Source organism: Pseudomonas sp. SR18, assembly GCF_023701505.1.
GTDB classification, from domain to species: domain Bacteria; phylum Pseudomonadota; class Gammaproteobacteria; order Pseudomonadales; family Pseudomonadaceae; genus Aquipseudomonas; species Aquipseudomonas cyclaminis.
Map to the genome: position 1 here is coordinate 57,864 of NZ_JAMQAU010000019.1, position 14,693 is coordinate 72,556.

General features: G+C 64.7%; 2 protein-coding genes. Both read right to left on the reverse strand.

The features are described 5' to 3' along the window. Positions 1 to 492 precede the first annotated feature (492 nt). Positions 493 to 13,011 carry a filamentous hemagglutinin family protein gene (locus NDJ82_RS23560; RefSeq protein WP_250926397.1) on the reverse strand — a complete coding sequence of 4,173 codons (12,519 nt, stop codon included), beginning with the start codon at positions 13,009 to 13,011 and terminating at the stop codon, positions 493 to 495. Positions 13,012 to 13,194: 183 nt separating this feature from the next. Next, positions 13,195 to 14,376 carry a substrate-binding domain-containing protein gene (locus tag NDJ82_RS23565; RefSeq protein WP_099584170.1) on the reverse strand — a complete coding sequence of 394 codons (1,182 nt, stop codon included), beginning with the start codon at positions 14,374 to 14,376 and terminating at the stop codon, positions 13,195 to 13,197. Between the last annotated feature and the right edge of the window lie 317 nt (positions 14,377 to 14,693).

Genomic DNA, 14,693 nt, shown 5'->3' on the forward strand with positions numbered 1-14,693 from the left:
TGTTCTTGAGCGCGTTACACAGGAGAGACGGGGATGGGCTTGGGCTACCGAACTTTTGTCATGAAAGCTTCATTTTTCTGATGTTTGGAGATCCAATGTGGGCGGGGGCTTGCCCCCGATGAGCATGGGTATCTACACAACTCTCAAAGGCTTACACATAACACTGTGGTGAGCGGGCTTGTCCCGCGCTGGGTGGCGAAGCCGCCCTAAAACCAGGTGATCGGGTTCTTGCTGATGCTACGCGGTGTTTGTTATTGGGGCTGCTTCGCAGCCCAGCGCGGGACAAGCCCGCTCACCACAACAGCCCATTTGCCATAGATTCAGCATCCACTGGAAGTTGTGTCGATACCTATGCCCCGATGAGGGAGTGTCAGCTAATACATCTTTGCCTGACCCACTGCCATCGGGGGCAAGCCCCCTCCCACATTTGAACATCGAAAAAAAAACGGGGCGATCAAAGATCGCCCCAAAGTCCAACGAGAGGTCCTTGATCTACAAACTAATCTGCTTGCGCTCCTCATCCGTCAACCGCGCCCGCGCCTGTTCACTCAGCGGCCCGGCACCCAACACCTGCACCGGGCTGTTCGGGTTATACGCCGACGTTTTCTGCCCGTCTTCAGGCCCCCGCTGCACGGGCTCCGAACCAAAACTCAGCACCTCCACCGTCACAATCGAAGCCCTGCTCTGCTTCGCCGCCGCCTGCTGACTGCGCGCCGCGTCTTCTGCTGCCTGGGACGCCGCCGCACCCGCCGCACTGGCCGAGCTCATGGCCCCGGTGTTGACGGAGGCCGTCACCGGCACCCCGGACGACTTGCCCTGGGTCTGGATATTCGCCGCGTTCACCACCCGCAACGCGGCGATGTTGACGTTACCCGACACCCGTATCCCCGCCTCGCCCGCGTCGATGGTGCCCAACGGCGCGATCAGGTCGATGTCCCCTGCCGGCACTTCCGGGATCGGGTTCAGCGTGGCGATCCCCGCGCCGGTACTCGGCACCGACGGTGACAGGCCCACGTTGCCCCAGTTGTCGTAGACGCGCTTGGGTGGCGTATACACCACGGTGGTCTTGGAGCCACGACCGGCGTTGATGTCACCCTCGGCGGTCCAGCCCATGATCGAGCCACCAAAGGTGGTCATGATGCGGCTCTGCCCCAGCAGGATGCTGCCCATGGAATACAGCTGAATGTCACCGGCACCCTGGGTGATCACACCCGCCGTGGCCGGCGGCGCCGCGCCTTCGATGCCGAAGGTCTGGCCGCCGCCGGGGGTGAGCATCTGGATCGAGCCGCCGGCATTGGTGTGCACGCCCGAGCCGTTGAACAGGGTGATGTCGCCCTGGTAAGTGATCGGGTTGCCGGCCACGTCCTTGGCCGGGAACAACGCCGCAATCGCCGCACGGCCACGCAGGTAACTGCCCTCGCGCACGCCGCCGTCCTGGTTGTACTCACGGCCGGCGGCCTTGAGTTCGGCAAAATACACGTCACGGGCAAACACCCGTTGTTGCTCGGCGGGCAATGCGGTGTAGTAAGCACGGGCCTGCGCGCTGTCGCCGGCAAAGCCGAAGCGCTCGGCCAGCCAGGTGGCCAGTTCGTCCTCGTAGGTCTTGGCCACCTTGCCGCCCAGCAAGGACTCGCCCGCTTGTGCCTGGTTGAGCGGGTTCAGGTAGTTCTCTACGAACCGCTGGTAATCCGGCCCGTTGGCGCCGACACCCGCCTGCATGACGATGCTCGCGCCAGGGCGGTTGTCGCCCGGCAGCACTGCACCGAGGCTGGTCACACTGTGCTCGCCGCCCGTGCCTGTCAGCAGGATATTGCGCCCAGCCGACACTTCCAGCAGGCCAGGGCCGGCCACTTGGAAGTTGCTGTAGAGAATGTCGCGACCCGCAGACACGATGGAGATGTCGTTGGTGTTTTGGTGAATGAACAGATTGTCACTTGGCGCCGCCACAGCAAAACCATCGGTGCCAAAGGTACGGCCACTGCTGACGATATCCCGTCCGGCCATCATCCGTACCGCGCCATTGCCTTCATACCAGGTCTCACCTTCATGCACTGCCCCGGCGCTCTTCTGGAAGGTGATGATCCGACCGCTGCTCACCCCGACCAGGTCGCCGGCCATCGCATAAAACCGTGCGGGTTCAGCACTGCCTGAGGATGAAGCCGCCGTGGTGCCTGCGCCGAATGCGAACAACGCCAGGTTGCTCGCGTTACCCGTGATCGACAGGTTACTGGCGACCACCGCGTTGCCAACCCGGCCTTGATACGCAGGATTCCACGGCGTCGCCATCGCGCTGTTCGCCGTGCCGGACTGGCTGACCGGCATGCTGCCGGCGTAGATCGAGTCCTGGGCGAGGAACTGCAACTGGCCGTTCTCGCCAGGCGCCAGCAGCAAGGGGTAGCTGTAGGTGTTGTCACCGTTGGTCTGCGCCTGCGCGGCTTTACCGTAATACAGGCTGCCGCCAGCAGCGGTCGCCCTGAGGATGGACGGGTAGACCACCGCCAGGTCGGCCGTCGCCTCGGAGCGGCTGAACGGTGTGAGGTTGCCGCCCAGTGAAAACAGATCAATCGCCGTGTCTTGGGTCCACAGCGTAAACCAGCTTGAACCGCTGCCGGGGTTCGCGCCTTGCGCAAAGGGTGATACGTGCGAGAGCTGTACCCGGCCCGGGTCTTCGACGTTCTGCACCACCAGGTCTCCCAGGGACTGCAGGTTGAAAGTGGCATCACCGGGCACCAGGGTCATGCCGCCACGGGCAACGCTTCGCGTGGCAACCTGAGGGTCGAACGCGCGGGTTTCGCCAGGGCTTTGGGTGGGGGCGATGCTGCCGTACAGCAAGTCGACGCTGCCCACGCTGAGGCTGCGCAACTGCACATCACCGCGCAGGTTGACCAGCACACCATCACGATGATCCGCCGTCGCGGCCACGCTGGCCGGGTTCAGCGCACCACCGATGCGCACGCGCAAATCGCCGCCGCCGGTCAACTGCTGGCTGCCATCGCTGGCAATCCGGCCCGTGCTGCCGACGGCCAGGACCAGGCCCTGGCTATGGGGGTTGGCTCCGGAGCCATTGAGGTCGTAACCCAAGGTATCCAGCACCCCGGCGTTGCCGCCCACGTTCACGTCCAGATTGCCGCCGCCGAGGGTGCCGAAGCCGGTGAAACCGAGCATTTTGTCTGCCGCAGTGGTGGCGGTGTAGCTGCCAAAATTGATCCACCACGCGGTAGGTTGAGCCTGCCCGCCCGTAGCGACATCACCACTGCCCTGGCGCCACAGCCAGTTGCCGACCGCCGCCGAGTCCACCCCGGCATCCTTAGGGTTGGGGCGCGTCAGGCTCGCGGTGGTGCTGGTGATATTGCCAGTCAGGTCACCGCCGACATTCAGGGTCACATTGCCCCCCGCTTGCGGGTACCAGGCCCGGTAGAGACTGGTGGGTGAGCCGTTGACGAACTGTTCGAAGTAGCTGCCTGGGTCATTCAGCACGCTGCCGGACGGCTGCGCCTTGGGCAGGTTGTAAGGGTCGCCGGCGAACGTGCCAGTCGATGACGTGCCCGCGGTGTACACACCGTACAGCGAATCCATGCTCAAGCTGCCCGCGCTCAACAGTTCCAGGTCGCCGCTGCCGGTGCGGATCACACTGAAGCGGGTACTCGAAGGCGTCGCCGCATATTCGGTCTTGCTCTGGGCCGCACAATATTCGGGAGCAATGGCGCACACCTCCTCCACCGTCGGCAATTGCAGGCTGGCGAGGAACTCATTGGTGATCACCGCCCCCACGGGAATGATCACGCCGGACTGGTTCAACAGATCATCGGCCGCTTGCTGCGTCCACACGTAGGTGACTTTGATCGCGCAATACTCCGGCGCACCGGCACAGAAATCTTCAATCGACCCCAGGCTCAAGTCATTGAGCAATTGCTGGTCGATAGGGTCGCCCTCTTTGATGTCCAACCCTTCCGCAGTCAGCACCGCCACCGCTGCGGCGGTCCAGGTCTGGACGCCCTTGCTCGGCAATTCCTTGGCATACATGCCGTAGTGATTGTCCGCCAGGTGAATATCACCGCTGCGCGGGTGGGCTTGCAGCAAACGGCTGTCCGCCGCCTCGGTGTCGGCACCGGCCACCAGGCGCAACGACCACGACTGGGTGCCTTCGGCCAGCATCGGCGAGATGGCCCACACCTGGCCGGCGTCGCCGGACACGCCGACCCGCAACTGCACCGAGGCCGCCCCGTTGGGCAACTTCACATCGGTGCCGGCGGGGATCAGCGCGCCCTTCGGCAAGTCCTTGATGCCACTCAGTAGCACAGTGTTGTTGGCCAGGTTCGCACCGTGCACCGTCGGCAGCGGCACGCCTTTGGGCCAGATCATGTTTTGCAGGCGGGTGCCTTGGGTCAACAGTGTCCCGGCGCCCAGCTGGGTGCCCGCCACCAGGGTCTGCGCCTCACCGAGCAACGTACCGGCGGCGAACAACAGATTGCCCCCGGCATCGCGTATGTCGGCCGCCAATACACTGCCCGCCGGCAGCACCACGTCCTGGCCCAATGTCGCGGCCACCGGCAAACGGGTGCCGGCGGCGACCGTCAGGCCCTTGATCGGCAGGTCGTAGTTCAGCGTACTGCCCGCCGGGAAGGCCGTGCCGTCCGCCAGGGTCACACCATTGCCCGGCACCACGATGGTGCCGCCGCTGAAGTCCACACCGGGCAGCAGCACCCAGCCCTTGTCGTCCTCGGACAGCGGCGGTTTGGCGAAGCCATCGTTGATGCTGCCGTAGATATTCAGGTCACCGCCGGCGCGCAGGGTCAGGGCGCCGGACTCACCGGAGCCGTAGACATTGTCGTCTTGCTGGCTATTGGGATTGAGGCTGGCATAGCGATAACCGGACAAGTCCAGGTCGCCCTGCACCACCAGGTCGCCGTCAGGGGTCTTGCTGACGATTTCCACGCCGGGGCGCAGGTGGAAGGCGTCGGCGTAGGTGGCGTTGTTCAGGCCGGCGAGCTTGTTCTGCGTCAGCTGTGTGTTGAGCAAGGCGGCATCGATGAAATCAACGGCCAGCTTGTGCTTCTTATCCAGATAATCCTGAGTAATCTCCTGATACGGCCTGCCACTGGCGGTCGGATCGTTTTTCTGCGGCGCATCGTCGTAGGTCGCCATGCCGTTGAGGGTGATCGAGCGCGCGCCCTGAATGGTCAAGCGTCCGCTGGCGTCGATTGCCACGTCATTGCCCCCCAACCGGGGTGCGTTCAGTTCCAGAGTGCCGCGATTGCGTCCGTCATTGCCGGCAGCCGCGCCGGTGCCGTGGCGCAGGTCGATGCGCACGCCATCGGCGAGGGTCAGTTGGCCGCTGCCGGAGCCCAGCACCACCATGGCGCGGTTCGGCGAGTCGATGATCTTGCCGTAGCTGTCCACCCGCAGCTTGCTGCCGTGGGCGTCGAGCACTGCGGTGCCGTCCAGGGTCAGGCCGTTTTTGCCGGCCAGGGTGATGCTGCCGACGCGCTCACCGCTGGCGTCCACCAGCCCGGTTACGCGCAGGCTGCCGTTGTCCACGGACACGCTGACAGTCCCGGCCTTGAGCCCGTTGCCGATGGTCAGGTCGCCCTGCTTGAGCTGGAAGCTGCGCGCGCCGAACACCTCGCCCTGATTCAGGCGCTGGTTGAGGTCGGCAAACTGCTGGTCCAGAGCGCCGCTGCTGCCCAGGCGCTGGGCCTGGATCTCCACGGTACCGGCCGGCTGCGGCAACGAGGTGCCACCGGCGTTGTAATAACCACTGCTGCTGCCGAGGATCTTGCCTTGCAAATCGACGATGCCGCCTGCCGCATCCGTCGCCACCGCACGCAACTTGCCGGCCTGGTTGTGCTTGGCGGACAGGTCGATGGTCGAGCCCGCCGCCTGCAGGATATTGCCGCTGCGGCTGTCGAGCAGCACGTCGCCGCCCCAACCGTATTGGGTCACGTCGTTGAAGGTGATCCCACGACCGGCCACATCGATCAGCGCGTCATCGGTCAACAGCACATCGCCCCGCGCACTGAGGCTGACTTTGCCGCTGGGCAGCACCACCGCAGTGGCCACACGGATGCTGTCGCCTTGCAGGGACAGCGTCGCGCCCTGGCCGCTGGCGCTGCCACGGGGGCCTGCCGAAGCGCCGATATCGATCGCACCGCCGGCCTTGATCGTGTTCACCGAACCGGCCTCACCGGTCATCAGCGGGGTGCGGATGGTCAGGTTGCCGCCGCTGTACTGGAAGCCGCTGACCGGGTCATAGGCGCCCTGGCGCTGGTAGACCGACAGGCTGCCCTTGTGGTTGGCGGTGATGCGCTCGCTGGCATTGAGGTTGACGTTGGCAAAGCCCAGGGCCAGGCGGTCGAAGCTTTTCACGTTGCTTGGCTGGCCAAAGTCGCCGTAGCCAAACTCGATGCGTTCGGCATTGATATCCAGGCGCCCGCTGCCGGTGCCTGCGCCGCCCGTCACCACCGCGCCGGGGGCGTTGGTCGCGCCCAGCCAGATCAGGTTGGCGGTGTGAATGGTCGCCACATCGCTGGCACCGCCGGCGCCATACATGGCCGGGGTGGACAGCATCAGGTTGCTCAGCAGCGACTTGCCGGTCAGCGGGTCATAGGTGTCGAGGCTGGCGCTGCCGTAGAAGTTAAAACCGTCACGCGCCGACAGCTGCAAGGTCTCCAGGGCCGGTGCGCCCAGTTGCGTATCGCCGCGCAGCAGGCGGTCGAGCAGCGTCTGGTTGAGAGTCAGGCCGGCTGGCAAGCGGTTCGCGGCGGCTGCGGCGGCGAGGGCTTCGACGCTGCCCAGGTTGATGGTGCTCACGCCCAGGTTGAGGTGACGGGTGCCATAGCGCACCTGGTCGCCGAGTTGGAAGCTGCTGTCGGTCAGGGCCACGATGCTGCCATCGGAATACAACCCGGTCTGGCCCAGGCATGCGCTACTGCCGCAGGCGCCCACGTTGATCCCCCCGCTGATCACGCCAGCGGGCTGGACGGCACCGACCACGTTGAGCAACCCGTTGGACACCGCGAGCATATTGGCAACCTGGTAGATAAAACCGTCGCGCGCATCGTAGCTGGCGGCGCCCTGCCCCAGGGTATTGATCGAAGCACCCTGCTCGACCACGATGGCGCCGGTGTTGCTCACCAGGAACACCTCGGGCGCAGCCAGCGTGGCGCCCGCACGCAGGGTCACGTTGCTATTGGCGGCATTCACACCCGATGCCAGGCCGATGAAGTTACCCGACTGGCCATACTCCACCGCAGTCAAGCCACCCACCATCAGCCTTGAGGCACCGATGGCATTGAGGGTGTCGGCTTTAAGGGTAATGCCGGAAAAACCGGCGGTCGCCGAGGCGTCGGCGGCGACCACTTCGATACCCAGGCGACTCGGGTCCACCACCGCGACCGTGCCGCCATATCCGCCCGTCGCGGCATCAAAACGTCCGATACCGTCGAAGGCGAATGCATCGGCGCCCTGGCCGGGGCGCAATGCCAGTTTCAGGGTCTTGGCGTCGGCTTCCAGCAGTGGGCGCGGCACGCCCAGCCTGGCCGCGTCGGCTTTGGCGAACTGGGCGTAACTGGTTTCGTTGTATTGGGAATAACGGCGCAGGGTGTCCGCCGAGGTCAGGATCAACTGGCTGGCGATGCTGTTGCGGATCCCGGTGTGGGCAATCGACAGCTGCCCGGCCGTCGACCACGAGCCATTGCGCATCAGGGTGGTCGCGGCGTCGCTGCCGAGCCCGGCCAGGCCATTGATCTCCACGCGAAAGGCGCCGGGCATCAAGGCATACGTCGAGGGCATCAAGGTGTAGGTGCCCGCCGGCAACCCCGGCACACCCGCGCCAATGGTCACCTGCTGGCCCACCAGCGGCGCCACGGCACCGCCCTCGGCGGCCACCGGCGCCGCGCCGGGTTGCACGCCCGGCACAATCGCGTAGATCGGGTTGGTGGACAGCCCCGGCAGCACAAACCCACCGTTGGCGCCAAATTGCACCAGCGGGTTGTAACGCGCATCCGTGGAACCGCCGCGCCCGGAAACAAAACCGGCGCCGAGCAGCTCGCCACCGCCCGACAGGTCGAGGATGGCATCCGGCTGCACCGCAACCGACTGGCCGCCCAGAATGACGCCGACGCTCAAGTCGCTGTTGGTATTGGCCAGCCCGCCCTGGCCGAGGAATGTCACGGTCTTGCCGTTGTAGGTGTAGACCTGCCCGTCCAGCGTGCCGCCATAAGGCAATACCAGCCCCTTGCCGCTCACCGAGGTGACGCTGCCCGGCAACAATTGCACCAGGCTGCTGCCCATGCTGCCGATATCGATCAAGCCCAGGGGCGCGCGCACCACGCCGCCTTGCTTGACGGTGGCCGCACCCAGTTGCAGACGCCCGAATGCCGAATACGGCAGGGGCGCGTCCGTGCTGCCGACGCGGCCAATCGTCAATGTGCGCAACGGATCAAAGTCCAGGCCCAGATTCAGCGTGGTTGATTCGCCAAGGTAGCCAGCGATCACTCGGGCACTGACGTCTGAGCTCGGGTACACCTGCGCCGCCCGCAGGGTCATGTCGCCCTGGGTCAGCAACTGGGTACTGACCCCGGTGATGATGTCGTTTGCGGAGGCGCCGGCCAGAAAGCGCAGATCGCCCTGGCTGGTCAGGTTGACGTGGTCAAAGCCACGGCGCTCAAGGCTCGCCAGGCTATTGTCGGCGTTATACAAACTGCTGCGGTTACCGAAGATCACGTTGCCGCGCACTTCCACCAGGTCGCCGTCGGCATTGAACTGCGCCTCGGTTGCGCGCTGGGACGGCGCCGGAAGCACCGGCACCGGACGCACATACAGATCCTTGCCGGTTTCGGGCGGCGCGAGGTAGCCCGCCAGCAACAGGTGCGGCGCCTTGAGGTTGATACGGGAGTTGCCTGCCGCGTTTTCACTGAGCCCATAACCCCGGCTGTAAAGGCGCAGGCTCTGGCCCATGTCCAGGCTCACATCGCCGTCAAAGCTCAGCAGGCCATTGCTCAGCAGCGCGAGGTTATCGAAGCCGCCAGCAGTGACTTGATCCACGCCCAGGCGGCCATGCCCGTACTCCAGGCTGTCGCCCAGCGCAGTCGGTTGATGCACCTGGCTCACGACCAGGTCACGGACCTTGAGCACCCGGTCGGTGAGCCCGGCTTTCTGGTAATACGGGCTCTCCAGCACCAGGTTGAGACTACCGCCTGCCGCGCCAACACCACCGGCTTTGGCGACCATGCTGCCGTCCAGGTACAGGCCGTTGTTCGAGGCCAGGCTGATGCTGCCGCCGTTGCTGGCGACCGCCACCGCGCCCTGCCCTGGAATATTCAGCAAGGCCTGGGTGCCGGACGCGTCCAGGCGCGCACCCTCACGTACCACCACGAACAAGTCGCTGGCCGTGGTCAGGCCGGTGTTCAGGTCAAGGGTGCCGCCAATGTTGATCGTGCCGCCGTCGCGTACCACGCCGTAGGTGCGCCCCCGGAAGTCCACTGCCGTGGCCGCCCGCGCCGCGACGTCGATCAATGCCTGTTCGCCAATCCAGATCGAGCGGTCATGGCCGCTGGCGTTCACTGCCTCCGAGGCGCCAGTGGTCAAGCCACCCAAGGTGACGCTGCCGCCCCAGGCATTGAGCGTACCGTCCAGGGTCAATTGCCCGATGCTGCGCAGCTGGATGGCTTGGCCGGGGTCGACGTTGATCACCGCGCCGTGGCCCACCGTCAGGGCTGTGCTCGCCATCTGCGCAGCGCCGGCGAAGACCGTGCCGGCGGTGAGGCTCAAGCCGGCGCCTCGGCGCTGGGTCAGCACGCCCTTGGTGGCGTCCTCCTGGTACAGCGGCGGCGTCCATTGCTCCAGGGCCGTGGCGGCATCGCTGCCGGTCGGCACTGTGGACGCTTGCGTACCCAAGCGATAGGTCGGCACGCTGACATCCACTTGGGTGCCGTCGGTGACGATCAGCCCTTCGTTGCCCGTGATGTCGTAGGCCGAGAAACCCTTATTGAAAAAATCGCCGGCCAGTCGCAGCGTGTCGCTGTCCACCGCACCCGCGCTGTCGCCGATCTGCACCTTGCGAGCCTGCAACGCCAGGGTGCCGCCGCCGTTCACGCCGTAGCCGCGCACGTCGCCATCCAGGCCCAGGGCACCGAGCGCGCCCAGCGTCACGCTGCCGCCCTTGCCGCCGATGAGCTTGCCGTCTACGCCAAGGGTCGCGCCGGAAGACACGTCCACCTCGCTGCCCGCCGCTAGGTTGACGTTGTTCGAGCTGCGCAACGAGACCTTGCCGCCATTGACATACGCCACGCCGGTGCTGTTGGCCGGGTCAAGCAGCAGGTTGTTCCAGCGACCACGGGCATCGAGCTTGACGCCGGCCGCGACATTCACACTCGAACCCCCGGCCAGGGTCGTGTCTTCGACCGCGCCGGCCTTGAGTGGGTTGACCTGGCTGAGGATGTTGCCGGCATTGATGCTGCCACCCAGGGCCGTCAGATTCGCGTTGATATCAACCCTCGGCCCGAACAGGGTGATGTCGCCCCCATCCGCCACGCTGAGCGCGCCATTGACCGTCACCTGCTGCCGGGCCGCGACCTTGATCGCGCCCAACGGGTTGCCACTGAGCTGCCCGCTGTCGAGCAGGATCTTGCCCTGGCGCTCCTGGGGCAACGCGGTGGCGAGGTCCAGGCCATCGGCGATGTTTGCCAGGTTGCCGTCGAGCGACACCTCGTCGGCGTTCGCCCCCAAGGCATAGCGCAAGGTGCCGGTGGTCTTGTTGTAGATCGGCGTGTATTGGCCAATGATCAACTGCGCAAGCTGGGCCATGGCCTTCTGGGATTGCTGGTAACCGTCGAGGTTGATGTTTGGCGCCTGGGTCTGGCGATCCCCCTGGAACACCGCGCTGATCATCTGGCCTTCCAGTACCGCGCTGGCGGTGCTCACCACCAGCTTGCCGGCGTCACGCCCCACGGTATAACCGGCCTCGTTACGGCCTTGCGGAGCAATCATCGGGTTGTAGTAGTACTCGGTCTGGCCCCAGCGAACGCTGGTGTCTTCATAGCCCTTGTAGATACCCGAATAAAGGATGTCACCCGGCGCCCTGGACAACTCGTACAAGCGTCGATCCGGGCCCTTGAGCCAGGTTTGCCGGATATAGCCGCCTTGCACATCCACGGTGCCGCCCGACAGGTTGATCTGCGCGCCCTGCTGGGTCACCACATCCTTGCCGGTAAACGTCACGGTACCGCCCTGGGCCATCCATTCACCCACCGAATGGCCCTGGGTGCCAAGGTAGCCGCCGACTTCCAGCAGACCGCCAGCAGTGTACCAACGGTCGGTGGCATAGCCATTGGTACCGGCCGGGACAAACACCAGGTCGCGCAAGTCCACCCACACGTCGTTGTTGATCAGTTGCCCATTGTCGCGGTTGACCGGCGCATCCCGCTGCTCGTTGCCCTGCACATTGATCTTGATGTTATTGGCTTCCATCGACACCTTGACGCCCACGGCGCCCGACACGTCGATCATCGCGCCATCGCGCACCAGGCTGCGCTGGCCCGCGCTGACCGCCACCTGGCCGCCGGTGGCGAGGGTGATCGAGCCTTTCTGGAAGTCCACGGTGCCGCCGCTGACGATCTCGATCCGCGACTGGTCAGTGCGGTCGGCCACGGCGCTGAGGTGGTTGAACTGCCCAGCGATCAGGTTGGCGGGCGTACCGTCGAGCTTGATCAGGCCGTTGTCTTTCTGGCTGTTGAGGGCGGTGCTGCCGCTGGCGTCCAGCAGGATCGCAGTGGTGCTGCCCTCGCCCAGGGTGATGTTGCCCGTGGTATCGCTGGCCGAATTGAGCAAGTGAATGGAGCCACGGGTGTCTACCGAGGTGCTGGCCAGGGCCACGCCGTTTTGCTGCACATTGTGCCCGCTCAGGGTGACGTCGCCGGTGGCAGCCATGATCAGGCCGTTGTTGATCACCGTTCCCGCCGTGCTGCCGGTTTTCAGGCTGGCGGCGACTTCGTTGCCACGGGTGGTGGAACGCTCGTTGCCCGCCGTGCCCACGCCTTTGCGGATGTAGAAACTGTCGCCGGCGGCCAGGGTGGTCTGGCCCTTGGCGGTGATGATCGTGCCGGCGTTTTCCACTTCGCTGCCGAGCAGCAAGGCATAGCCGCCCGCGTCGGTGGAGGTGGCGGCGTTGTGGGTCTGGATCAATGCACCGCGCTGTACCTCGACCTTGCCCGCCGCGTCGGTGAACGTCGGTTGTGTGCCATTGGTGTCGACATAGAGGCCGCGCTGGGTGAACTGGTCATCGGTGATCGTCGCGGCCGCCGCCACCAGGTTGCGCACATTGACCTGGCTGGTGCCGCTGAAGACCACGCCGTTACGGTTCATGATCATCACCGTGCCGGCGCCCTTGATCTGGCCCTGGATCTCGCTGGGCCGTGAATCAGGATCATTGACGCGGTTGAGCACCGCCCAGGTCGACTGCTGCTGGAAATCCACGGTGGTGTTGCGCCCGACGTTGAAGGTCTCCCAATTGAGGATCGCCTTGTCGGCGGTCTGCTCGATGCTCACCGTGGTCTTGCCGCCCGCCTGGGTCTGGGTCGGTGCCTTGGCGTTGGTCCAGCCCTGGGTCAGGCTGTTATCCACCTGCAGGCCGCCCTTGCCGAGGCCATCGGGAATCGTCGAGACCTGACCGAACGCCGCCTGCCGACCCGCCGCCTGCGCCGCCTGTTGCGCCGCAATGGCCGCGACCGTGGTGTTGAGCGTGCTGATGGAGCGCGCCAACTGCTGGTTGACCCGCGCCTGCTGGTTCAGCGTCGGTACCGACGGCATCTGCCCCGCATTGATCCGCGCCGCCGTCGTCGCCTGGGTCGCCCCCTTGGCCGCGAACCAGGCCGGGCTGAACGCCGTCGCCGCATGGGCATTGCCCGCCACCACCAACAAGGCAATGACCTGGGCCAGAGGCTTGAGGCGCAACACAGTCTGGGCGTGCGAGCCCTGGGCATTCAGCTTGAGCGTGGGTGTGCAGCGGACCATCGGGAATCTTCCTTCTTTGTAATCGCCAGGCGCAAGACAGGCTCACGTATGAGGGTTAGGCGGTTGGCGAGGGGCGGGACTGAACTTCTGTCATGCAAAGTTCATAAAGGGCTGCTAACGCAAAAAAATCAGCAACGGCACGGGCCGTTGCTGATCGGTGTTGCGGGTCGTTGAAAGCCTGGGTTACAGCGGACGACCGATGGCGTTGCAGACGCTGGTGTTACCGATGCCTTGAGCGCTGGAAGCGGTGGCGAAGGTGTCACGCACGGCTTTTTTCCAGTTGGCTGGCAACGGCACGAAGCGGTTGTTGTTGATGGCGGTGTCGTTGTTGATCAGATTGCCGTAGTGGCGGTTGAAGAACGCACGGACCTGGGTGGTCTGAGTGGCGTCGGCGTAGCACTGGCTGAAGATCACGTTAGTGAAGCCCAGGATCGGGTAGCCGCTGGACGGGTAAGCGAAAGTCGCCGGGCCGCTGGCGGTAGCCGCGAAGACCGGTACCCAGTTGTCCTGGTTGGTCGCGTCGATGAACGAACCATCAGCACGGGCTTCGGTTGGCGCAGGGATCTGGCTGATGGCGGTAGAAACGTTGGCAGGCGCAGGCGAAACACCGCCCACTTTGGCAACTTTGGTGGCGTCATCCAGACCGGCCAGGGTGGTCGCCGCGTAGTCCGGGCTCATGTAGGTGATCGCGCCATCTTGCGCGTTCAGCGCGGTCATTACGCCTTGGCTGCCGGTGGCTGCCACTGCGCCAGCAGGCAAGCCTGCACCGTAGCTGGACGAAAAGGTGGTGGTCACGGCGAACGGCTGCGTCTCAGCGCACTTGGCGTTGAGGAAGCGGGTGAACAGCTCGGTGGTACCGCTGGACTCGCTGCGGTAGATCACTTTGATCGCGCCGGTGCGACCCGAACCCGTGATCTGGCTCCAGTCGGTCAAGCGGCCCGAAAACACGCCGCACAGCTGGTTCACGCTCAGATCAACCGCGTTGGCACCGGCCTTGTTGAACGGAATGGCAACCGAAGTGGCCACCGAAGGTGCCTGGATCAATTTGCCCCAGGTCGGTTGCTTGTTGGTTTTGTAAGCCAACAGTTCGGCCGCCGTCAGCTTGGAATCGCTGCCTGCCCAGTGCACGTTCTTGTTGGTCACGCCAGCCACGAACTTGGTGTAGTCGTTGTTCAGGAACGCCGACTTGCCGTTGCCGCTGCCCACGCCGATGTAGGCGGCGAAGCCAGTGGTGAGGACGCCGGAGGTCTGGTAAAGCGGCTGTGGCAGGGTTGCGCCGCCGCCGTTGATGTCAGCCATTGCAGCCTGGGCCGAGCACAGTGCAGCGAGGGTCATGGATACCGCGAGAACGTTGCGCTTAAACATGAAGAATCTCCTTTCGTCGTGTTTGTACGTTTGGGGTAGATGGCTCTTGCATGACGCCATGGCTTCGGTCCCAAGGCCGTGATGCGGGGGTGGCCGGGGGGTGAAAACCATGGAGAGAAAGTCGCAGTTTCCGATGACAGATGTAGGAAAAAACCTCGGGAGGAAGCACTTGATTTTAAAAAGATTCTCGGGTGTTTCGGTCATGGTTTTGAGCGGTTTGGCGGCAGATGACAGCGAGGTTTCAGCGTGGGTTTCGTCAAGGCTGCACGGGCTGTGACAAGGGGCCTGGATATGACGGAATGAGGAACCCGAGGTTG